Consider the following 23,432-nt stretch of genomic DNA (forward strand, 5'->3'; position numbering starts at 1 on the left):
GACACTTAACATAGGACAAGCCGATAGTATTCATCGGTAGAAGCCTGTAATCATGTCTAAAGACACCCTCGTTACCGCCGTTGCTAGTTTTCTATGAAGAACTCCCCAAATTCGGGTAATGAAACAGCAGCTACCCGTTCCAATCGGCGTCTATGGGTACTCTTAAGCCGCACCGGCCTTGGCCTGGGAATTATCCTGTTGCTTGGCACAATTGGCGGGGTCTGGTGGGCGTGGATTTTTGTCCATCAGCGGTTAGCACCAATTGTTGAAGAAAATCTCAGTCAAACGCTGAAACGACCCGTGCAGCTGGGGAAAGTCGAAGGCTTTTCCATCAACAATCTGCGCTTTGGTGCCTCCTCGATACCAGTTACGCCCACTGACCCCGACCGCGCTTCGGTAGAGGGTGTAGACGTGGTTTTTGATCCACTAGCGCTTCTCTTTAGGCGGACTTTGGAGCTAGATATTACCCTGGTCAACCCTGATATTTACGTTGAACAAGACAAAGAGGGGCGCTGGGTTTCTACGGAACTGAAGTCAGAAGAACCGAGTGGGCCGATTAAGACGGATATCCAAAGCGTTCGGGTTCAAAATGCAGATGTTGTGCTGGTACCAACGCCCAAAATTGTAGAGAGGAAAAAAGGCAGCCAGGAAGCAAGAGGAAATGTAGATGTAACGCTGCCCTCTCAAAATCTCCCGCGCAGTAACACTCAAGACACCCTCTCCAGACGACTGGAATCTCTGCTTCCCAGAGCAGAGAGGAGGGGGGTACCAGTCGCTTTTCGTCAGGTAGGCGGTACGGCTCGCTTTTTCGATAACAACCAGCGGATTCGCTTTGATGTCAGCGCTCAATCTCAGGTCGAATTAGGGACACCGACAAAAAGTGTCCCTCAAAAACAGCAGGCCAATCCAACACCTGCGCCCATCCAAAGCAGCCTCAAACTTTCTGGTGAATACCGCGCCCCAACCGGACAAACCAACCTGCAAGTTCAAGGGCAGAACCTGAGTGCAGTCGATGTCGATCGTTTAGCGAAGCTGCCAATAGACTTGTATGCAGGGCTGTTGGATGGCAACTTGGAAGTCCGATTCCAAAATGAAGAGCGAGCCACATTTCTGGGAACAGCTATCCTCAAAAATGTGAAAGCGCAGGTTGCAGAGGTGCCGCAACCGTTTAACAATGCCAACGGACTCGTGCGATTCAACGGATATGCGATCGCGCTGGAGAATGTCAGCGCTCTTTACGGTCAGGTTCCCGCAGTTGCCAATGGGGTTATTGATACCCAAGAAGAAAAGGGTGGGTACAACATTGCCGCCCAAGTGAAATCGGTCGCGATCGCGACTGCCCTCAATACTCTCAAAGTAGAGTCACCTTTCCCCGTAACTGGACAAGTCCGCGTTGACGTGCAGCTCAAAGGAGCGCTGGAAAAACCGATCCTCTCAGGAACCGTCGCCACCCTCCAGCCCACCGAAAAAGTGCCCCTAATCGTAGATAAGGTAAACTTTCGCGGCATCAGCGGTCAATTTCAGATGATCGATACCCTCCTCACCATTACCAACATCCGTGCCTTGCCTAGCGTTGGCGGCAGACTGGCTGGTAATGGTCGAATTCAGATGGGCGACAAAGGAGGATTGGTATTCGATGTCATCGGTCAAGACATTCCAGGGGATGCCGTTGCCCAGATTTACAACGCCAAGCCGAGCAATATCCAAATCGGCACCGTAGCCGCTAAAGCACAGCTTTTTGGCACTACCGGCAACCTCCAGACCGTCGTGCAAGTTCAGGCACCCCAAGCCACCTACCCAGGCAGTGGAGAAGTCATCGTTACTCAGGATAAAACCTACTTTCGCAACACGACTCTGAGAGTCGGGGCAGGCACCGTTAACGTCAAAGGTCAGGTGGCAAATGGTCGCTGGGAGGCGGCAGGAGTTGCCGATGATGTTCAACTAGCACGGTTGGCAGAACTCCCGCCACAGTTGCAGTCAGCCCAAGCAGATGGGACTTTTTATCTAGCCGGAAGTGTCGATTCTTTCAAACCGGAAACGATTCGCGGCACCGCTCAAGCGAATGTCCGGGTTGCTGGTGGCACCGTCAAGGCATCAAAAATTGCGCTGAATGCAGGGCGCTGGCAAGCTTCTGGGCAGGCTTCTGCTGTCCAGTTGAGGCAGCTAGCCCCGCAACTGCCGCCGCAATTCCAAAATCAAACCGCAAATGGTTCTTTTAGCTTATCTGGAAGTCTAGCTGCCTTTAAACCGGAAACTATTAGTGGCACCGCCTCGGTTCAACTGAATATTGGCGGGGGCAGCGTCAATGCCTCAAACGTTCGGCTGAACAACGGTCGTTGGCAAGCTTCTGGACAAGCGTCTGCCATTCAATTAGCAACCGTTTTGCCCCAATTACCCGTCCAAGGGCGACTCAATAATGGTTCCTTCAACCTGTCAGGAAGTTTGGCGGCTTTCACCCCGGAAACGATTAGCGGGACTGCCCAAGGAAATCTTCAGGTTGGCGGTGGTCGCGTCAGTGCCACCAACGTGGAGTTTGGCAACGGTCGCTGGCAAGCTTCTGGGCAAGCTTCTGGCGTCCAGTTGGCAACGGTGTTGCCCCAAATTCCGCCGCAATTCCGAGGTCAGCTGAATAATGCTTCCTTTAACGTCTCCGGTAGTCTGGAAAATGTCAGCGCCGAAACGATTACCGGAGAAGCTTCTGGACGTCTGAATCTTGGCGGGGGCACCGTTACCGCCTCGAATATCCAATTTAACAACGGTCGCTGGCAAGCTCGCGGACAAGCCTCTGGGGTACAACTAGCAAGGGTGTTTCCCGAACTGCCGCCGCAATTCCAAGGTCGGTTGAATAATAGTTCTTTTAATGTATCGGGGAGTCTGGGGGCGTTTAGCCCGCAAACCGTTACCGGAACTGCTTCTGGAAGTCTGAATGTGGGTGGGGGAACCGTCAGTGCCGCCAATGTAGAGTTTGGCAACGGTCGCTGGCAAGCTCGCGGACAAGCGTCTGAGGTTCAGTTAGCAACGCTATTTCCCGAACTGCCACCGCAATTCCAAGGTCAGCTGAATAATGGTTCTTTTAAGGTATCGGGAAGTCTGGCGGCTTTTACGCCAGAAACTCTTAGCGGCACGGCTTCTGGAAGCCTGAACTTAGCTGGAGGCAGCGTCAGTGCCGCCAACGTACAGTTTGGCAACGGTCGCTGGCAAGCGTCTGGTGAGGCGTCCAATATCGAACTTGCTAGGGTGTTTCCGCAATCGCCCCAATTCCAAGGTCAGCTAAATAATGGTTCTTTTAATCTCTCCGGGAGTTTAGCCGCTTTCAGCCCCGAAACGATTACTGGCACGGCTTCTGGAAATCTGAACTTGGGTGAGGGAAGCGTCAGTGCAGCCAACGTACAGTTCGGCAACGGTCGCTGGCAAGCTTCTGGCGAGGCGAATGGGGTTCAGTTGGCAAAAGTATTTCCCCAGCTGCCCCCGCAATTTCAAGGTCGGCTGAATAATAGTTCCTTCAACCTATCCGGCAGTTTGGCTGCCTTCACCCCGGCAACCCTGAACGGGACGATTTCTGGAAGTTTGAATGTGGGGGATGGCACCCTCACCGCCTCAAATGTCCAACTCCAAGACGGGCGCTTTGCGGGTTTAATTTCTGCTAACAATGTTGATCTAGAACAGCTTGCCGCAGCATTACCCGATTCCGTGCCGGTTCCGGCGCTGCGAGGACGGGTGAGTGGCAACGTTGATGCTTCTGGGCCGCTGAGTGCTGTCAATCCGGCGGCTATCCGAGCAACCGGACAGTTGCGCGTCGAGGATTTTGCCGCCAATGACTTAGTGTTCGACCCCATTCTTACCGGGCAAATCAATTTAGTCCCCGGACAGCCGAGTAGCGTTGAGCTGGCAGGCAATCAACAAGACCGGATTTCGCTGGTGTTGTCGCCTAGCTATCAACCCGTCTCTTTTTTAGTGAAGCGTGACGAGGTGCTGGCACAAGGCAACCGCGAGGGCGATTTGTTGGTGGTGGATGTGCAAAACGTTCCGCTCAAATTGTTGAAAGATTTAGCTCCCCAGAATGCCTTAGCAAGTCTACCGTCAGCGATCGCATCCCAACCCATCGAAGGTAAACTTTCTGGAGATTTTATCCTGAATCTCGCCAATTTTAATGTTGCCGGGAATGATGTAGCGATCGCTCAACCCGTGCTTGGTACCATTAAAGGCGATTTGCTGACCATCGGCAGTTTCCGCTATGCCGATGGTACCGCCACCTTGGATGGGGGAGAGTTCCGCCAAGGCGAAAGTCTATACGCCCTCGCCGGTAGCGTTACTCAAACCTCCAGTGGGCCAGAACTGCAAGGTTCGCTGAAAGTAGCTCAAGGAAAAATCCAAAACGTCCTCCCCCTCCTGCAAATCTTTGATTTACAAGACCTCGCCAGAGGCGGACAACCTCCTACCTATGCTAGCGCCGCCGAGGTTAAACCCCAACCCGTCGGTCTACCCAATGCTACCCTGGAAGCTCAACTGCGCCGCTTGTCAGAAATAGAAGCCATCCTTGCTGCCCAGAAAGAGGAACGGGAAGCTTCGCCCATCCCCGAACTCAAAGACCTCACCGGCAATTTCTCCGGCGGAATCAATGTAGCAGCTTCCCCTAGACAAGGCATTAACCTTGACTTTGACTTCGGCGGAAATAACTGGAAATGGGGCAGAGACGACCAGCCAAATCGGCTTTACACCGCTGATAATGTGATTGTCAAAGGCAGCTTCCAAAACGGCGTCCTCACCCTTCTGCCCTTACGAATTGAATCTGAAGAAACGCTGCTTGCCTTCACTGGCACCCTTGGCGGAACCGAACAAAGCGGTCAGCTGCGCCTGAGAAATGTCCCTGTCGCCCCATTCCAACAGTTCGCCAATTTACCAGTCGATATCACTGGGAATCTCAATGGAACCGCAACCCTAGCAGGCAGCATCAACAATCCCCAAGCCATCGGCGAACTGACTCTCATCGATGGCACTCTGAACCAAACCGCCGTCCAAGCGGCACGGGGCAGTTTCCGATATACCAATGCTCGTCTGACCTTCAGCAGCACCATCGCCACTGCCGAATCTGGAGAGCAGGCAAGCCCGGAAGCTGGGGAGACTCGGCTCGATACTCAACCTGCAACAACTCCTAGTACCCCATCTCCAATCGCCAGTATCCCCTCGACGACTCAAATCACTGGCAGCATTCCCTTTTACCAGTTGCCCTTTGCCTCCGTTGCACCCGATAACAACCAACTCAGCCTGGATTTAAACGTTCAAAATGAGGGACTTTCCCTGTTAAACCTGCTTTCGCGTTCTGCTGTCACTTGGGTGGATGGTACCGGACAAGTGCAACTCAACGTTCAGGGTACGGTGAATCCAAATACGGGCAAATTAAACCAGCTTGTCGCTAACGGGATTGCGACTGTTGACGATGCCACTATCAAGGCGCAAGCTTTGCCCGAACCGCTCACCGATGTCAACGGTAGGGTCTTATTTAACTTTGACCGCATCCAAGTAGAAAACTTCCGGGGTGACTTTAGTGGTGGTGAAGTGGTCGCCTCCGGAGCCATCCCCATCTCAGGCACGGGGCAAGAGTCGGGGGATAAACTCACGGTTAGCCTTGAAAAACTCGCTGTAAATTTGAAAGGGTTATACTCAGGCGGCGTCAACGGCAACGTGGAGATTACTGGCTCGGCTCTCAATCCGCAAATTGGTGGTGAAGTGCGACTTGCCGATGGTCGGGTGCTGATAGGAGAGACGGCAGGGGATGGCACAAACGGAACGGCTTCACCCGGTGGTGGTACCGCTACCCCATCATCCCCAACCTCTAACGAGCAACCCTTCACTCCCGCATTTAATAACCTACAACTGGCTTTAGACAAAGGCGTCGAAATCTCCCGCCCACCGCTGCTGAGTTTCCAGGCGACTGGTGGCTTTACTCTCAATGGCACTTTGGATGAACCTCAGCCAAAGGGGACGATTCGGCTAACCAGGGGTCAGGTGAATCTGTTTACGACTCAGTTCCGCTTGGCACGCGGCTACGAACACACGGCTGAGTTTACCCCCAGTGAGGGACTTGACCCGGTTCTGGATATTCGGCTGGTCGCGTCTGTTTCCGAAGTAACCCGCAGCCGGATTGCTGACACAACCGCCACGGGTATTGTGAGTAGCGAAATTAGCGATGTTCCCGCTACCAATTTGGGGGCATTGCGAACGGTTCGCATTCAAGCCAGAGCCACAGGTTCGGCAAGTCAATTGGCAGATAATCTGGAGCTGACCAGTAATCCGCCTCGCAGCGAGAGCGAAATTGTCGCCCTTTTGGGTGGTGGCTTTGTGGAAACGCTAGGTCGGGGAGATACCACGCTAGGACTCGCAAATTTGGCAGGTTCGGCACTGTTGACACCTTTCCAAAATGTGGTGGGAGATGCGTTGGGATTGAGCGAGTTTCGCTTGTTCCCCACAGTAGTGAGGGATGAAAAGTCCCGCACTTCAACGTTGGGCTTGGCGGCAGAAGTTGGGGTTTCCGTCACTCCTAAGCTTTCTGCCTCTGTATCGAAGATTTTGACGGCTGATGAGCCTCCTGAGTTTGGTGTCACTTATCGAGTCAATAATGAGATTCTGCTGCGAGGTGGCACCGATTTGTCTGGGGAAACCAGGGGAGTGGTGGAGTATGAAAAGCGCTTCTGAAAAAAAGGACTGAGGAGTAAGGACTGAGGACTGAGGGCTGAGGACTGAGAAGTGAGGAGTAAGGAGTAAAAAGTGAGGGCTGAGGGCTGAGAAGTGAAAAGTGAGGGCTGAGGGCTGAGAAGTGAAAAGTGAGGGCTGAGGGCTGAGAAGTGAGGCGCGAGAAGTCAGAAGTGAGGGGTGAGAAGTGACTATCGAGAGAATTGCCAACGACCTCGCTGTACTGCGTTGAGTGTTGCAATATATTCCTCCAAGTTAAAAGAAGACTCCGTTTCTTTTTGAGGGAGGGTTTCTTTAATGACAAGCGGCAAACCCAACATCGCCGCAGACGTATTCACTAGACAGTTGCCCAAATTCGTGGCATCGTAGCCACCTTCTAACAACAGCAGGTAATGCCCACCCACAGAAGCGATCGCTTCTGCGACCAAACGGGTTAGGTTGTAGTAAAGTTGGGCACTCAGGCACAAGCCTGCCCCAGGATCGTACAGGTAAAGATGATTGATATCATCGAAGTGTCCGTCAAACCCTGCCGACACAATCACGATGTCGGGTTTAGCTTGGGCAATTAGAGTCGGTACAACGGTCTGGAACAACGCCCAATACTCATCATCGGCTAGCTTTGCGGGTAGCGGCAGGTTGATAATGTTACCTTGTGCGCCAATATCCTCCAGATTGCCGGTTTGCGGGTAAAGCTCTTTACCAAACTGGTGGAGGGAGCAAAAAATGATACGCGGGTCGTCCTGTACGATATCTTGGGTGCCATCTCCGTGATGCAAGTCCCAATCCAAGATTAAAACACGCTCTACACCCTCTTTTTTTAAGCAATACTTGGCTGCGATCGCTGCATTATTAAATAAGCAGAAACCACCCGCTTGTTTGCGTCCGGCGTGGTGTCCAGGCGGACGGTTTAAGCACACAGCGCTTTGAATCTGCCCGGACAAAATGCCCTTGAGGGCGCTAATTCCTGCCCCAGCGGAAATCAAGGCGGTTTTGTAAGAGCCGGGGCTTACATAGGTAGACTCAGCCAAATACCCGCCAGCCGCACTGATTGCCCGGACTTGAGCAATGTATTCCGATGTGTGTACCGCCTGTAAATCCTCTTCCGTTGCTGGTTCAGGCTCAAGAAGAGTCATCTGCTGGCTTAACCCAAAATCTCTTAGCGCTGCCATTGCTGCTGTCAGGCGACTACTGGATTCCGGGTGGGGAACCGGACTAACGACTGGGTAAGGAAACTGAATTTGGTCTAACGTGTAAACTGGATCGAGCAAATCTTGCCCCGCTACCCGGTGATATAAATTATTTCCTTCGACCCTAATTTGACCAGGATCGTGTATAGCAAAATCAGGCGTATAAATTAGGGCAATTGGCAACATCTTGGTCATTAGTTATTCCTTCTTAGTTATGAGTCCTCAGGTAACAACTAATGACTTTTTATCCATTACCCATTGTCCGAAAATGGCATTTATGGATTTTTTGCAGGACTTGTATCGCTGCTCATTGGCTTGCGCTTCATCAACCTGGGACTCATACCAATCGCTGTGCCAGCAGGAACTGGGTTTATCTTAGTTGGTTTAGGAGGAATTTTTGCTGTACCAACTCTCTATTTCAAAGAAAACCGGCTCTTACGAACTGTTGGAGCCATTGTGTTAATTGTGGCAGCCCTCATTTTTGCGTTTATTGGATTGAGTTCCTACTGGGCACATCTTACTAACTTCTCGATGTGGCAACCCATGCCAAAGTAATTGCCGTAAAACGACTCCAGTAAACTTACAAGGAGTAATCCGATGATTACATATCGCACCGTTTCGATCGATGGTTTAGATATCTTTTATCGAGAAGCTGGTTCTCGCGATAATCCAACGATTCTGCTGTTGCACGGCTTCCCAATCTCATCTCATATGTTCCGCAATCTGATGCCCGCGCTTAGCGATCGCTTCCATCTCGTTGCTCCCGATTATCCGGGTTTTAGTAACAGTTCGATGCCAACTGTGGATGAGTTTGATTACACGTTCGATCATCTGGCACAGATCGTCGAGAAATTTATCGCTGCGATCGCTCTCAAGAAATATAGCCTTTACTTAATGGATTATGGTGTTCCGATTGGTTATCGGATTGCGGCTAAAGCTCCAGAGCGCGACACCGGGCACTTTGCGCTGGAAGAAGATGGGGATGCGATCGCAAACTACATCCGTCAATTTCTCGCGTCACGGCTTCAACCCATCCCTGCCTAATGAAAACAAAGAAACACTACTTTGATTTTTGTTGATTCTCTTAGGCTATGAAGTAAGCAATGAAAACGATTGAACGAGAAAGATACTCAACGTCAACAAAGTTTTAGAGGGTTTACAGATGAAGATTTTTGTTGCCGGAGCAACAGGAGCAATCGGTCGTCCGCTACTCAACCAATTACTTGCCAGAGGTCACGATGTTATAGCTCTAACCCGCTCCCCGGAAAGGGCACAGTCATTAGTGGCAGAGGGAATAGAGCCTGCGGTCGCGGATGTATTCGACGCTGATTCAGTTAAAGCGGCGATCGCCCGCGCTCAACCGGAAGTGGTGATTGAACAACTCACCGCCCTACCCAGGACTTACAGTCGTGAATCCATGAGTGCAGCAGCGCCTCTGAATACGCGCATTCGGTTAGAAGGGGGTGCCAACGTGCTGGCGGCTGCACAGGCAGCAGGGGTGCGCCGCTACCTGAGACAGTCGGTCGCCTTCTGGGGAATTCCCGGTACTGGATTGGCAGATGAGGAAACACCGTTATCGCTTGATGCCTCCCCCGCCGTTGCCGCCGATGCTCGCCTCGTAACTGAAATTGAACACCGTTTATTGGAAACATCCAATCTCGAAGGAATTGCTTTACGCTATGGTTTCTTCTACGGACCCGGCACTTGGTTCAACCCGGATGGCGATGTAGCACAACAGGTGCGACAGCAACAGTTTCCGATCGTCGGGAATGGTAATGGCGTTTGGTCCTGGTTACACATTGAGGATGCAGCGATCGCCACAGTTGCAGCCGCAGAGCAGGGCAATCCTGGTGTTTATCTGATTGCGAACGATCGCCCTTTAGCGGTGCGCGAATGGCTCCCTGCGTTTGCTCGATCGCTGAATGCTCCACCACCGCCACAGGTATCAGTTGAGGATGCTCTGAAAAGGGATGGTGGTGCGGATATTGTTTACTACCAGACTCAGATGCGAGGCGTATCGAATGCCAAGGCAAAACGCGAACTGGATTTTCAGCCGCGATCGTTGGAGTGGATCGTTGACAGCGCCGTGGCTGATGCCAGTTAACGTTCTAGCATCCAGATGGCTATCGTAATCAGGAAGAATGAAGGCATCATGACAACTCAAAATGTAACCATTCCAGCCTTTTCAGGCGGCAGTTTTAACGCCTATCTATCAGCACCCGATACTCAGCCTCGTGCAGGGATTGTGCTGATTCAAGAAATTCTTGGGGTCAATCCGAATATGCGACAGACTGCCGATGATTATGCTAAGGCAGGCTATTTGGTACTGGTGCCGGATCTGTATTGGCGACTGGAACCCGATGTGCAACTCGATCCTGGCAAGGAGGAGCATTGGGCTAAAGCCTTTGAGCTACTTCGAGCATTTGATGTCGATAGCGGCGTAGAAGACCTCAAGGCCAGTCTATCTTTTCTGCGGCAGTATCCCAGCAGCACAGGCAAGGTCGGCAGTGTGGGCTTTTGTTTGGGCGGCAAACTGGCATATTTCATGGCAACACGCACCGATGCGGATGCCAACGTCAGTTACTACGGTGTTGAGATTGACAAGAATTTAGCCGAGGCGACAAAGATTCAGAAACCGCTGATATTGCATATAGGTGGAAATGATGAGTATGTGTCCCCAAGCGCTCAAACAACCATTCAGCAAGGACTGAAAGACAACCCTCTGGTCACAATCTATCGCTATGAAGGAGTGAGTCACGGGTTTAGCCGCATGAATAGTTCCGCTTATCGCCAAGAAGCCGCAGAATTAGCACGCGATCGCACGTTGGCGTTTTTAAAACAGCATTTAGGGTAGCGGGACTTAAACGCAAAGCGATTGAGATTTGGCGCACAAACAGCTATCAACTTCAACAAGTGTGAGGTAAAAGATGACAAAAGTTTTAATCGTTTACGCAACTGATTACGGCAATACCCAGAAGATGGCAGAAGCGGTAGCATCTGGTGTGACATCAGTTCCAGGTACTGAAGTGGCGGTAAAGTTTGTTGAGGATGTTACTGAAGATGATGTAATCGCCAGTGATGGTTTACTGAAGAGAGGCTGGAAGCTGCCAAGTATCATGGTGCGAATGTAACACGAGTGGCTGCTGCCTTAGCAGGCAAAGAATTGTTTGCCAAGTAAAAAACTCAGGACTAGCCCTCAGCAGGAAATAATGTCGCCTCGGAAACAATGTTGATGGGACAAAAATTGTTATCTACAATCCTTGTCCCATCAACAAACCCTGCTAAGTTAACTAGCTTGACAGTGCTACTTCAACAGATTGTTTACTGCCAATCAGTAGCTTAGCTAATTTTTCCTTAAGAGCCTCTGCTGATTCTACTGCTGGCATCATCCTAAGCATGAACTGCCAGGGTGGTTATAACATCAATATTTGGCAGAAACATACTTCTGGTGAACTACTCTATCGTGCAACTAATCCCAACGGGAATTTAAGTTTGGGCAGAGGAACTAGCCAAAGGACAGAAGGCGTTTGAGTGTATAAGTTTCGGAATAGAAATTATGAATATTGGGTGTGGGATGGTACGTTAGATAATCCGCAGGCTGGAACTTTAGAGGTGTATAAAAACAACCGGATCTTGATGCAGCGAGCTTGTAGGAAAAGTTGAATCCTAAGAGAGGGTGTTATTCTCTAATGCTCGAATTGCGAACACTATGAGCGAATGATTCAGCCGTTTTTCATCTGAAAATCAGAAGTTGGCAGTCGGATTCCGGTATTTTTGCTTACCTTGGGATGCACTTGCTTCGCCCATACTTTACACCCCATTTACATCTACCGAAAGAGTTCAATCAGGGGATTTTCTCAAGATGATTCACTCGTTCCTGGCTGAGTGGAAAAGCCTGAAGGATATCAAGCCGGAGCGATAGTGAAATACTAGGGCAATGTCTTTATCGCTCACTGGGCTTCAAAACTAAAGGAGGGAGATCCCAATGAGAACGGCTGTCGATTACATGATAGCTTTACGATCTCATGTCTAGTCCTGCCGTTGCACACGCCAGAATCATTAGACCTCATGATTCATGCAGGAGATATAAATATACCGCCAGGTAGAAATATAAGGTTTTCCGACATTTTTAGTGGATGAAACTCTGATTGGTATCTTAAGCTACGAATACAGGGAGCGATGTATGGGGACTTAATAATAAGGATTATTAAGTTTATAAGAATTGATGAAGCTGCTTCTGGTTGAATGTTGGCGACGGTAGGGAAGAATTTTAAAATTATCCCTCCATTTATATACCTAAATTTCTAACTACCGAGGTATATTTTTTTCCGCCATATATGCATCGCGCTTCTATTCCCATGCATAGGCGGCAACTACACCTGATTTCATACGGTTGTGCCCACTGCGATCGCTATCAGGGTGGAGATACATTGTTAATTAAGCAAGTACATAAAAGTTTATGCATGGGGAAATGCCACTTCACCCATAGCCTAAACAGCTCGGTAGAGGAAAGTTGCTATGTTTCAACATTTCACAGACAAAGCCGTTAGGGTAATTATGCTATCCCAGGAAGAAGCACGTCGCCTGGGACACAACCTCGTGGGCACCGAGCAACTCCTTTTAGGATTAATTGCAGAAGGCACGGGTGTGGCGGCTAAAGTTCTGATCGATCAAGGCATCACCCTCCAAGCATGCCGGATTGAGGTAGAAAAAATTATTGGTCGGGGGTCTCGCTTTGTACCCTCTGAAATTCCCTTCACTCCTAAGGTGAAGCGTGTTTTCGAGCAAGCCTTTCTGGAAGCAAAGGCTTTCGGACATAACTATGTAGGCCCGGAACACCTGCTGCTGGGGTTAATTCAAGAAGGGGAAGGGGTTGCCGCCAAAGTGCTGCAAAACCTGAACGCTAACCCCGATAACATCCGTACCGCCGTGATTCGGATGCTGGGAGATGTCACAGCCGTCTCTGCTGGCAGTGGAGAAGAGCGTTCGACATCCGGACGTGGCGATCGCAAAACCGCAACGTTAGATGAGTTCGGCACGAATCTGACCGCACTCGCCGCACAAGGCAAGCTCGATCCGGTCGTCGGTCGCGCCAAAGAAATCGAACGCGCCATCCAGATTTTAGCTCGCCGCACCAAGAGCAACCCGGTGTTGATTGGAGAGCCAGGGGTTGGTAAAACTGCGATCGCGGAAGGTTTAGCTCAGCGGATTGTAAATAAAGACGTTCCTGGCTTTTTGGAAGATAAGCAAGTGATCGGTCTGGATATGGGTTCGCTGATCGCGGGTACCAAATTCCGGGGCGAATTTGAAGAACGCCTCAAGAAAATTGTGGATGAAGTTCGGACATCGGGGAACGTCATTCTGGTCATTGACGAAGTGCATACGCTGATTGGTACGGGTTCAACCGAAGGTGGCATGGATGCTGCGAATATCCTCAAGCCAGCATTAGCGCGAGGCGAGTTGCAGTGCATGGGAATGACCACCCTGGACGAATACCGCAAGCATATTGAGCGAGATGCTGCCTTAGAACGTCGCTTCCAGCCGATTATGGTAGGCGCACCCAGCGTCAGTGAAACCATCGAGATTTTATTTGGTCTGCGCGATCGCTACGAGCAGCACCATAAAGTTAAAATCTCTGATGTTGCTCTGGTTGCAGCCGCCAGCTTGAGCGATCGCTACATCTCAGACCGTTACTTGCCGGATAAAGCAATTGACCTGATTGATGAAGCGGGTTCTCGCGTCCATCTGAGAAACAGCAAATCTTCTGGGACTGGACAACTGAAGCGCGAACTGCGTGAAGTGACCAAAGAGAAAGAAGCGGTTGTGAAGGCTCAAGACTTTGATAAAGCGGGACAACTGCGCGATCGCGAGTTGGAACTTGAGGCACAATTGAAGGCGATCGCTGACAACAAAAAGGCAGAAGTCATTAACCCTGAAGATTCCCCAGTGGTTAACGAAGAAGACATCGCTCAAATCGTTGCTTCTTGGACTGGAGTTCCTGTCAGCAAACTCACAGAATCCGAATCGGAGTTACTGCTGCACTTAGAAGATACCTTGCACCAGCGTCTCATCGGTCAAGAGGAAGCCGTCACTGCCGCCTCTAAGGCGATTCGCCGCGCCCGCGTTGGTCTAAAAGACCCCAACCGCCCCATCGCCAGCTTTATCTTCTCTGGCCCCACCGGAGTTGGTAAGACGGAACTTGCGAAGTCTTTGGCTGCTTACTTCTTCGGTTCCGAAGAAGCGATGATCCGCCTGGATATGTCGGAATTCATGGAAAGCCACACGGTTTCCAAGCTGATTGGTTCGCCTCCTGGATACGTGGGATACGACGAAGGCGGTCAGTTAACTGAAGCGGTGCGTCGCAAGCCTTACACGGTGGTACTATTCGACGAAATCGAAAAAGCTCACCCCGATGTGTTCAATATGATGCTGCAACTCTTGGATGACGGTCGCCTGACCGATGCTCAAGGTCGCACAGTAGACTTCAAGAACACCCTGATCATCATGACTTCCAACGTCGGTTCTAAAGTCATTGAGAAAGGCGGCGGCGGTCTAGGCTTCGAGGTTACTGACAATCAAGCTGAAGCGCAATACAACCATGTTCGCGCTTTGGTGAATGAAGAACTCAAGCAGTACTTCCGTCCTGAGTTTCTCAATCGTCTCGACGAGATCATTGTCTTCCGTCAGTTGACGAAGGACGAAGTGAAGCAAATTTCTGTAATCATGCTGCGCGAAATCTCCGAACGCTTGACCGAACAGGGAATTACGCTGGAAGTCAGCGATCGCTTCAAAGACCGTGTCGTAACCGAAGGCTATAGTCCTGCTTACGGTGCAAGACCGCTGCGTCGGGCGATTATGCGACTCCTGGAAGACAACTTGGCTGAAGCCATGCTATCTGGCACCATTCAAGATGGAGACACTGCCATCATTGATGTTGACGATGACGGTCAGATTCAGGTAGTCAAATCCGAACAGCGTGAGTTACTTCCTGTCGCCTAAGGGCATGAGTTCCGCAATTCATTAGCTAAGATTTAGCACTTTCATCCCCTGGCATTTCTGCCAGGGGATTTTTTTTGCAACCGTCCATTTCTGCTCAAAAAAGGCTGCTGGCGAGATGTAGCAATTAGAGCTAAAAATTTAAAATCCACAGAGGTTGGGGAGTCACACGAAAAGCTGGAGTTTCCCCACTTTTCAACGTGGCGTTTAAGGAAACAAATCCAACTCTTATAAATATTTGTTGGGTTGAACGATGGTATGGGTTGCTGATAAGCGATACTTTCGGTGGGCTTCGTCAACGCATTCCCATGATGCACAGATGGGAATCCATGCAAAAATATACCTGGTGTTTTAGGCGATCGCGTTCTGGAAAATCTAAGCAAAAAGGAATTTTTATGATTTCTGATTCAATTTTCTATACCTACATGGATAGCCCTCTGGGACGTATCTTAATCGCGCAAAACTCAGTTGGGCTAGTGGCAATAGACTTTCAAGAAGGACTGGCTGCAAAGTCTCCAGAAGCCGCTTGGCATTTCCAAAAGAAGCTCGACGGTGACGCCGTTGATCAACTTCAGGCATATTTCAATGGCGAATTGTATCAATTCACGCTACCACTTGCCCCCATAGGTACGGTGTTTCAACAGCAGGTTTGGACAGCCCTACAGTCGATTCCTTACGGTCAAACGATATCTTATGGAGAACTGGCGAGAAAAATAGGATTGCCAACAGCAGCGCGTGCTGTGGGAGCAGCCAACGGTAAAAATCCTCTGTGTATTATTGTGCCTTGCCATCGTGTTATTGGCAGCAACGGCACACTTACAGGTTTTAGAGGTGGAGTCCGTCTTAAAGAAGGTTTACTAGAACTTGAGCGCAGACATAGCGCAAAATCTAATCGGCAATTGACAATGGCTTTGGGCAACTCTTAAAGGCGCGATCGCATTTTTTTGTTTCTGGAAGACCTTTTTTGATGCTGTCTTTAATGATGCGATTCTACTTTGTAGACGCTTTGCGATCGCCAATGCGAACCAGCTTAACTACTTGTGACTTATGTTGCTGTCAGTACAGTCGCTCATAACACCTTTTTCAAGCAAGATATAATTCAACTCATTCTCAATAAACACCAGCTTCCACTCATTGTCGTAAATATAGAGGCAGAGGAAATTACGCAATGGATAAATTAATTGAGTATCCCAAGTTGATGAAACAGATATTGTCTGAGTATGTAGAATTGTGCAACCGCCGTCCGAATCGAGACATTAAGACATTCTTGATTGTGGATGAACCAAAGGGACATTATATCTGGATGAATCTTGGTTGGCAGAAAGGCGATCGCATTGCTGGCATGACCGTCTATGTTCGTATTCGTGATGGTAAGTTTTGGATCGAAGAAGATTGGACTGAAGATGGCATTGCCACTGACTTAGTTCGTGCAGGTGTCCCCAAAGAAGATATCGTGTTAGCATTCCACGAGCCTAAGATGCGAGAGTACACAGATTTTGCAGTAGCATCGTAGCGGCGCAGGCTAATAAATTGATGGATCAAACGAGAGATATCGATAGGATTGCAAAAGCGAGGCGCTAAGACGCGATCGCTATCTCTTTTTTCTTCAGAGCAGGTGCGTCCCTCTGGAAAAATATTCAGCCTTGCGATCACTAAATACTCTGGGCGATTTCGAGAGAGTGATGGGTTCATTGCGGATTACCGCTTGTAGCTGAAAGATATACTGAAGTTATCAGTTTAACCAGACAAATTTTAGAATAGATGAGTACTTATACAGCCATTCAGTACCTACTAGATGACTATCCTCGTACCCTGTTTCCGCTTTCAACTACTAAAGTCATTGCAGAGAACAGGGGAAAGGAGGTTCTTGAATATGTCTATCAGAAAGTTTTAAATAAAACCGAGAATGAGCATTGTTTTTTATCCCAAGCTCGATGCTATGCATCAAAGCAAGGCTTTCATTTACGTCGAACAGTAAAGCTCGATCCGGTTGCTGAATTATTTATCTACGACATTATATATAGAAATCGAAATTTATTCAGGAAAGACTTCAATCAGAACCGCCGCAGCTTTGGGTATAGATTTGAGCATGGAAAACCTCTATCTGCTACTAAGAGCTATGCTGAGTTCAAAGCTGCTCTTGCTCATGCAAAATCAACCTATAAGTATGCTCTTAAATTCGATGTAGCTACCTACTTTAACTCACTGTACCATCACTATATTGTTAAATGGTTCAGTGAGATTGGCGCTCCTGTCGATGATGTTGAGTATCTTGGTCAATTCCTAAGACAAGCGAATACAGGAGTTTCAATTGATTGCTTACCCCAAGGACTTCATCCATGCAAAATCATTGGTGCAGAGTTTTTGAAATTCATTGATAATTCTGTAAGGTTACGTTGTAGCTTAATGCTTCGTTTCATGGATGATTTTTATCTTTTCTCGGACGATGAAAATGTCTTAATTGGTGATTTTTTAATGGTTCAGCGTTTACTAGGCGAGAAAGGACTCTCGCTAAATTCAACAAAAACCATTATTGGTCAAGTAAGCGATCTTGATGTAGCAAAGAAGGTTGATGAGATCAAAGCTGGTCTACTTAAAATTCGACGAACTATGGTCAAGGCTTATGGAGAGACGCTTAAATTTGAGGAGGAAGAGTACTATGAAAAATTGAGTTCTGAAGAGGTTGAATATCTCCTAAACCTTCTTAAGAATCCCGATATTGATGAGTCTGACGCAGAATTAGTTCTTGTTCTACTCCGAGAGCATGGAACTGACGTACTAGAGCGAATGGATACATTTCTAGAACGTTTTCCAAGCCTAAGCAGGAGCGTGTATCACTTCTCCAGCCGTGTAGATGACGTGGAAGCTCTTGCCTCTCTAATATTCAACTTCATTAAAAATGGCAATAATATCACTGAAGATCAGTTGTTTTGGATGGCTAAGCTTGCTGAAGATTACCTTTCTGGCACATCTCACTACTCTGCTATTCTGATTGAGCTTTACGAGCATAAGAATGCAACTTTGATTTCTCGTGCCAAAATTTTGGAAATTCCAGAGCAGAGATTTGGTATGGTTGAATTGCGAGAAGAACATCTTCGTACTGGAAAATCAGATTGGCTAGCTTGGGCAGCAGCAGTAGGCTCTGGTGGAGCAACAGCAATTAGCCGAAACCATACCTTGTCGTATTTCTCCAACGCTAGTCCAATGAATAAGATTATTGGTGATTGTATAACAAATTTGTCCTGAACTGCTCTAGAAATAACGTGAATTCAGAATAAAGAGGGGGGGTTGGACATTATAATCTTCTCGACAGTAAACAGAGCTTTAATGATCAAGAAGTCTGACTTTAATAGAATGACCCGTCAAGAACTGAGAGCCTATGTTTTGAATCACCGATAAAATGATGCAGGAATTAATGCTCTGATTAAACAAGGGAATCTTAATAGACTAAGATATCGATTTATCAAACAAAAATGATGAGAATTTTAGGGAAATAAAAGAGATTTTTAAGAGAAAATTGGGTAACAGTGGGGAAGCAATCTAAGACCTCATTTCAAACTGCATATTCTGATTTTGTAGAGTTCTTAACCAATCAAGAATGACCCACAAACCAGTTAGATAGTAGTGAGCCTGAAGCAGAAATGAGCGATCGCATTGGTTACAATAGAAGAAATCTGCTTTCGGACGATCGTTATAATCATGCTCCGAGAAAAGCTTAAGCAAGACCTAGACAAGTTAAACGAAGAGCAACTCAAGAAGATCGCTGATTTCATCGCCTTCGTTGAGTTTCAATCCAGACAGGTCGAATCATCTGTTCTATTCTGGCAAAGGGCAACCCCAGCAGAACGGGCTAGAGAGTTACAGGAATGGGTATCGCAACTTCCCAAAAATAGTTCAAGTCTGCCTGATGAAGCCTTCAGCCGCGACAGCATTTATGAGGAATGACGAGATATCTGCTTGATACTAATGTTGTTTTACGTTTATGCAACCCCTCTGATGTGCAGCATAGCCTTGCAATAGACGCAATATCCTGTTTACTCACACAAGAAGACGAATGTTTTCTAACAGCGCAAGTGCTTGTTGAGTTTTGGGTCGTTGCTACCCGACCAATTGAAGTGAATGGTTTAGGGTGGGCTGTTGAGCAAACGAGAAACACAGTAGATCAGCTTCTCGATCGCTTTCCGTTGCTAGAGGAAATTCCGCAGATTTTTCCAAATTGGTTAGATTTGGTAACAATCAATAAAGTGATGGGTAAGCGCACTCATGATGTTCGTATCGGTGCAGTGATGCTTGCACATGGAGTTACGCATCTTCTAACTTTCAATCCAAGGGATTTTGCTAGCATATCAGGCATTACAATTGTGCGCCCCCAGGAATTATTAATCCCTGAAACCGATGAGTCCTAGCCTTAACTCTATTTCTGCAAAGGCAAGAAGTCGATTATTTTTTGTTCCTGCCCATCCCATCTGCGGAATAGTGTATCTTGGTGCGTTGGCAGGATGAGCGATCGCAATCTTGAATATTCCGCAGACAACGCTTAAAACTCGGCAAGTGGAAATCGATCGCCCCAGTCAGAGTTTACATTCAACTGCTTAATCAAACAAGCCATCTACCTTTTGACGAAAGGCAATCAAGGCATGATTGCTCGAAAACTCCTTCAGGTCTTCTAACAATTGGTCTGATATCTCTTTTGACACAATGGTTTTGACTTCAATGTTGGTGTTATAGCCAGCGATATCTCCCATACGTTTACCGTGACTACCAGCGCCCTTGGCTGGAATAATAGTGTAGCCAGAAGCACCCAATCCGCTGAGCAGCTTAACTAGGCGATCTTGCAATACCGTTTCGCAAATGATCGTGACGAGATAGCCCTGGCTGTGAGAAATGGTCATAAAAATTTTGGGAACAGTTGTGTACTCATTATTCCACGGCGCAGTTGCAGGCTAGGGGAAGGCATCTGAAAATCTGCTTAAAGACTGAGATCCCAGCGCTACGATTGAAATAGTTAGACGATGTTTGAGAAGCTAGTTTTCTAGGAAAAAGCTCTCAGCGATCGCACATCTATACAATCGTGCGAGACAACTTTACATGAGTTAACCTGATTTCAAGTCCCTCTAGATAGTATTTTGCTCAAGATAAATTCAGAGGGATAGAACGCATTCCAGGCTGACAGATGAGTGGCGCTGCATTCAAGAGGAAGCTGTATGGACGCAGAAATTAAACCAGAAGACGCAACGAAAGCAACCAACAATGCTCCAGAAATGGGTGGCGGTTTGCCCGTCGTGCAATATTGGGCAGAGCATACCCTATCACCCGAAGGGCCAAAACTGTGGCAAACGTTGTTGCATAAAAGTGCTTGCTTGTCCTGTGCTTGGGGAACGGGGGGACAAAAGGGCGGCTTCGCGAACGAGTTGGGGGAAACGATGCAACGCTGCGCCAAAAGTGTAGAGGCAATTTCCGCCGAGTTGCAACCAGCCGTCTCGACCCATTTTTTCGACCGCCACAGTATCGCCGAACTCCAGCAGTTGAGTTCCTTAGAAGCGGATCGGCTGGGTCGTCTCAGCTTTCCGGTCATTCTGCGCGAGGGGAAGTCACATTACGAGCGGATTTCCTGGGATGAGATTTACGAGATTGGCGAAGCTGGTTTTCGCAAGTCCCCGGAGCGAGTCGCCTCCTATAGTTCCGGGAGATCGTCGAATGAAGCGGCTTATCTGCTGCAACTGATGATGCGATCGCTGGGGTCGAATCATTTGGCAGATTGCTCGGATTTGTGCCACGTCCCATCGACGGTGGGACTGAAGCAGATGTTTGGTTCTGGCACCTCAATGGTCAGTCTGGATAGCCTGAAAAAGGCAGAATGCGTGGTGCTGATCGGGTCGAATGCGCCTGCTAACCATCCGCGCTTGATGAACGAACTGATTGAGTTGCGCGATCGCGGTGGCAAAGTTATTGTTGTTAATCCAGTAGTGGAAGTGGGGTTGGTTAAGTTTGCATCTCCAGCGTTTCCCCTCAAGTCGCTATTTACTGGATCGGAGATTTCCTCACTTTATCTGCAACCGATTCCCGGTAGCGATGTGGCGCTATTTATCGGCATCCAAAAAGCGCTAATTGAACGCAACTTAATTCAAACAGATTATCTTTGCGCCCATGCTGAGGGTTGGGAAGCGGTTGTCGATTATGCTGGCTCTATTTCCTGGGAAGCGATCGCGCAAACTTGCGGTGTTTCCCAACAGGAGATCGAAGTCGCCGCAGAAATAATCGCCTCTTCTAAGGGTGTGGTGTTTGCCTGGGCGATGGGTGCAACGCAGCAAGAGAACGGCGTGGATAACATCTATGCGATCGCTAACACCGCTCTGCTGACAGGGAATGCTGGCAAAGAGGGCGGCGGTACGATGCCCATCCGGGGACACTCCAACGTCCAGGGTTTTGGCTCGATGGGAGTGACAGTCCAACTCAAAAAAGAGATTCAAGAAGCGTTAGAGAAATTGCTGGGGCGATCGCTCAACCGCAACCCTGGATATCGCGCCCGCGACTTAATTGATGCGGCTGATGCAGGGAAAGTAGATACGTTGATTTGCCTGGGTGGAAATCTGTATGCGGCGAACCCTGACTTAAATCAAGCAAAGCGAGCTTTAGGCAATATTGACACCATTATCTACCTCGCCACCAAACCGAATCTAGGACACTTTCACGGTTTAGCGCAGAAAAATACCATCATCATTCCCGTATTTAACCGCTTTGAAAATCCGCACGAAACTACTACGGAATCGGGCAACAATTTTGTGCGGCTCAATGATGTTGGGAAAACCCATCTCAAGGATGCGGATTTGATTTCCGAGGTAGAATTTCTCACACAATTGGCGCATCGGATTCTTGGCAGCGATCCGGTTGATTGGCGCAAACTGCAAGATACTAAATATGTCCGTCAACTGATTGCCAAAACGATTCCCGGTTTTGAGCAGATGGCGACGATTGATGAAACCAAGGAAGAATTCACCATCGCCGGACGTATTTTCAAGGAACCCAAATTTGCTACACATTCCGGTAAAGCGAATATGTTTGTCACACCATTACCAAAATTGCATTTACCGGAAGCCAAAGAATTTGGAGTCCCGGAATCTTCGCAAGCGATTGTATTAGCATTGATGACGGGACGCAGCTACTCGCAACACAACACGGTAGTTTACAAACCAGGCGACAAATATCGCGGAATGCCGCACCGAAATTGCATTCTAATGAACCCATCCGATGCAAAAGAAGCAGGATGGCAAGAGCATCAACGAGTGACAGTGCAAGGCGATGCAGGCAAGTTAGAGAATGTTGAAATTATCTTTGGTGTTGTGCGTCAGGGAGCAGCAATGATGTTCTATCCCGAAGTTAACATCATCTTCAAAGCGCGTATAGATAAGCAGTCTGGGATACCTGCTTTTAAGCGAGTTCCGGTTGTAGTTTACACCTGATAGCGGGAGAGCGATCGCTAATGCAAATCAACATATCATCGACGACTACCTCATCGGAACCAGTTGAGCTACCAGCAGCAATACAATTAGGTAATCCAATTGGCTCAGTAGATTCTAGGTATATGATGAAAAAGCGTACCTGACCTACTGGAGCGGTTTACATGGTATCAACAGAATTACTTTCTACTCTACGAGGGCTTAACCGGGCAGATAAGTTATATGTTATGCAGGTTTTGATCTCAGAGCTAGCTCAACAAGAAACAGACCTGATAAAACCCGATCTATCCTACCCCGTGTGGTCGCCCTATGATGCGTTTGAAGCAGCAGATACTATGCTAAAAGTTTTACAAGCTGCCAAAACTCAAGACGATGCGTAACGCCCAACGGTATCCATTTATCTCTGCTGATACTGCATTAGGCGAGGCAGGTTTTCGTCCATATCTTCCTATCACCTTAGTCAATCAGAAAAGTTCTGTTGCAACATCGGGTTTATTAGATACCGGAGCAACGGTGAATGTGCTGCCTTACCCGGTGGGGGTTGAGCTTGGGTATGAGTGGGAGCAGCAAACAACAGCTTTGAGTTTAACAGGTAATTTAGCTGAGTATGAAGCGCGTGTAGTGGTTGTTCAAGCAGTGGTTGGGCAATTTGAACCTGTGGAACTCGTATTCGCATGGACACAGGCTGTAAGTGTGCCATTAATATTAGGGCAAGTTAACTTTTTCATGGAGTTTGATGCCTGTTTCTACCGTTCGCAGCTACAGTTTGAGGTCAGTCCCAAAGCGGTAGTTTCCGACGCTTAGCCAGTTTGAGGATGCAGAGCCAGAAAATGTTGTGGTGCTAGCTAACCTAATGGGTGGTATTAAAGCGATCGCTACTTTGAATATCTTACAGAGCGGCTAGCTTAAGGACGATCGCCGCTCTGGATGATTATCCTTTTTTCGAGCGCGATCGCTAATGCGAATCAGCATATCATCGACTGGTGCCTCATCGGATAACGGGAATATGTAGACAACTTTCAGCGTCGTTGGGAAGGAATTTTTAAAGCCCTGGGTGACTTCCACTCGCTAGCTATTTCCTGTAAAACTTTCAGGCGATCGG

General features: G+C 48.4%; 17 protein-coding genes and 2 pseudogenes. 16 read left to right on the forward strand and 3 right to left on the reverse strand.

The features are described from left to right. The first annotated feature begins 93 nt into the window (after window positions 1-93). Window positions 94-6,693, forward strand: a complete 6,600-nt coding sequence (locus tag NDI44_RS20890; protein ID WP_190416107.1) for a translocation/assembly module TamB — start codon at window positions 94-96, stop codon at window positions 6,691-6,693. 188 nt (window positions 6,694-6,881) lie between these two features. Here NDI44_RS20890 and NDI44_RS20895 read toward each other — a convergent pair whose 3' ends face one another. After that, window positions 6,882-8,072, reverse strand: a complete 1,191-nt coding sequence (locus tag NDI44_RS20895; protein WP_190416108.1) for a histone deacetylase — start codon at window positions 8,070-8,072, stop codon at window positions 6,882-6,884. Window positions 8,073-8,135: 63 nt separating this feature from the next. Here NDI44_RS20895 and NDI44_RS20900 point away from each other — a divergent pair, with 63 nt between their 5' ends. The 12 genes and pseudogenes from NDI44_RS20900 to NDI44_RS20955 all read left to right on the forward strand — a co-directional run bounded on the left by NDI44_RS20900 (window position 8,136) and on the right by NDI44_RS20955 (window position 19,279). Then, the gene (locus tag NDI44_RS20900) at window positions 8,136-8,432 is read left to right on the forward strand and encodes a DUF981 family protein (RefSeq protein WP_199305052.1); all 297 of its coding nucleotides are present in this window, start codon (window positions 8,136-8,138) and stop codon (window positions 8,430-8,432) included. A 42-nt stretch (window positions 8,433-8,474) separates the two neighbouring features. Further along, window positions 8,475-8,825: pseudogene (locus NDI44_RS20905) on the forward strand (alpha/beta fold hydrolase); the annotation flags it as partial. Window positions 8,826-9,039: 214 nt separating this feature from the next. Next, a complete protein-coding gene (locus NDI44_RS20910) occupies window positions 9,040-9,981 on the forward strand; it encodes an NAD(P)-dependent oxidoreductase (protein WP_190416110.1) in 942 nt (313 codons plus the stop codon). A gap of 48 nt (window positions 9,982-10,029) precedes the next feature. Further along, window positions 10,030-10,731, forward strand: coding sequence for a dienelactone hydrolase family protein (locus NDI44_RS20915; RefSeq protein WP_190416111.1), 702 nt, complete (start codon window positions 10,030-10,032; stop codon window positions 10,729-10,731). A 73-nt stretch (window positions 10,732-10,804) separates the two neighbouring features. After that, window positions 10,805-11,008 (forward strand): flavodoxin domain-containing protein, encoded by a 204-nt coding sequence (locus NDI44_RS20920; RefSeq protein ID WP_190416112.1) that lies wholly within the window; start codon window positions 10,805-10,807, stop codon window positions 11,006-11,008. A 1,387-nt stretch (window positions 11,009-12,395) separates the two neighbouring features. Then, entirely contained in the window at window positions 12,396-14,876 is a 2,481-nt protein-coding gene (locus NDI44_RS20925) for an ATP-dependent Clp protease ATP-binding subunit (RefSeq protein WP_190416113.1), read from the forward strand. A 392-nt stretch (window positions 14,877-15,268) separates the two neighbouring features. Further along, window positions 15,269-15,799 carry a methylated-DNA--[protein]-cysteine S-methyltransferase gene (locus tag NDI44_RS20930; protein WP_347276920.1) on the forward strand — a complete coding sequence of 177 codons (531 nt, stop codon included), beginning with the start codon at window positions 15,269-15,271 and terminating at the stop codon, window positions 15,797-15,799. A gap of 114 nt (window positions 15,800-15,913) precedes the next feature. Next, window positions 15,914-16,054 carry an element excision factor XisH family protein gene (locus NDI44_RS20935; RefSeq protein ID WP_190416114.1) on the forward strand — a complete coding sequence of 47 codons (141 nt, stop codon included), beginning with the start codon at window positions 15,914-15,916 and terminating at the stop codon, window positions 16,052-16,054. After that, window positions 16,042-16,386 (forward strand): XisI protein, encoded by a 345-nt coding sequence (locus NDI44_RS20940; RefSeq protein ID WP_190416115.1) that lies wholly within the window; start codon window positions 16,042-16,044, stop codon window positions 16,384-16,386. Before NDI44_RS20935 ends, NDI44_RS20940 begins: the two co-directional genes overlap by 13 nt. Window positions 16,387-16,634: 248 nt before the next feature. Next, window positions 16,635-18,119, forward strand: a complete 1,485-nt coding sequence (gene drt5 / locus NDI44_RS20945) for an antiviral reverse transcriptase Drt5 (protein WP_190416116.1) — start codon at window positions 16,635-16,637, stop codon at window positions 18,117-18,119. A gap of 453 nt (window positions 18,120-18,572) precedes the next feature. After that, window positions 18,573-18,818 carry a hypothetical protein gene (locus NDI44_RS20950; RefSeq protein ID WP_190416117.1) on the forward strand — a complete coding sequence of 82 codons (246 nt, stop codon included), beginning with the start codon at window positions 18,573-18,575 and terminating at the stop codon, window positions 18,816-18,818. Further along, complete coding sequence (locus NDI44_RS20955; RefSeq protein WP_190416118.1) at window positions 18,815-19,279, forward strand: type II toxin-antitoxin system VapC family toxin; 465 nt, start codon at window positions 18,815-18,817, stop codon at window positions 19,277-19,279. Before NDI44_RS20950 ends, NDI44_RS20955 begins: the two co-directional genes overlap by 4 nt. A gap of 186 nt (window positions 19,280-19,465) precedes the next feature. Here NDI44_RS20955 and NDI44_RS20960 read toward each other — a convergent pair whose 3' ends face one another. Continuing rightward, window positions 19,466-19,765 carry a hypothetical protein gene (locus tag NDI44_RS20960; RefSeq protein ID WP_190416119.1) on the reverse strand — a complete coding sequence of 100 codons (300 nt, stop codon included), beginning with the start codon at window positions 19,763-19,765 and terminating at the stop codon, window positions 19,466-19,468. A 312-nt stretch (window positions 19,766-20,077) separates the two neighbouring features. Here NDI44_RS20960 and NDI44_RS20965 point away from each other — a divergent pair, with 312 nt between their 5' ends. From NDI44_RS20965 to NDI44_RS20975, 3 genes are all read left to right on the forward strand, one after another. Beyond that, window positions 20,078-22,333 (forward strand): FdhF/YdeP family oxidoreductase, encoded by a 2,256-nt coding sequence (locus NDI44_RS20965; protein ID WP_190416120.1) that lies wholly within the window; start codon window positions 20,078-20,080, stop codon window positions 22,331-22,333. Between the two features lie 161 nt (window positions 22,334-22,494). Then, complete coding sequence (locus tag NDI44_RS20970) at window positions 22,495-22,710, forward strand: hypothetical protein (RefSeq protein ID WP_190416121.1); 216 nt, start codon at window positions 22,495-22,497, stop codon at window positions 22,708-22,710. Beyond that, window positions 22,703-23,134, forward strand: a complete 432-nt coding sequence (locus tag NDI44_RS20975) for an aspartyl protease family protein (RefSeq protein ID WP_190416122.1) — start codon at window positions 22,703-22,705, stop codon at window positions 23,132-23,134. The genes NDI44_RS20970 and NDI44_RS20975 overlap by 8 nt, the downstream gene beginning before the upstream one ends. Before the next feature lie 144 nt (window positions 23,135-23,278). Here NDI44_RS20975 and NDI44_RS20980 read toward each other — a convergent pair. Continuing rightward, a pseudogene (locus tag NDI44_RS20980) lies at window positions 23,279-23,410 on the reverse strand (VIT domain-containing protein); the annotation flags it as partial. Window positions 23,411-23,432 lie beyond the last annotated feature (22 nt).

It is taken from the genome of Trichocoleus sp. DQ-A3, assembly GCF_039961975.1.
Classification (GTDB): domain Bacteria; phylum Cyanobacteriota; class Cyanobacteriia; order Cyanobacteriales; family FACHB-T130; genus FACHB-T130.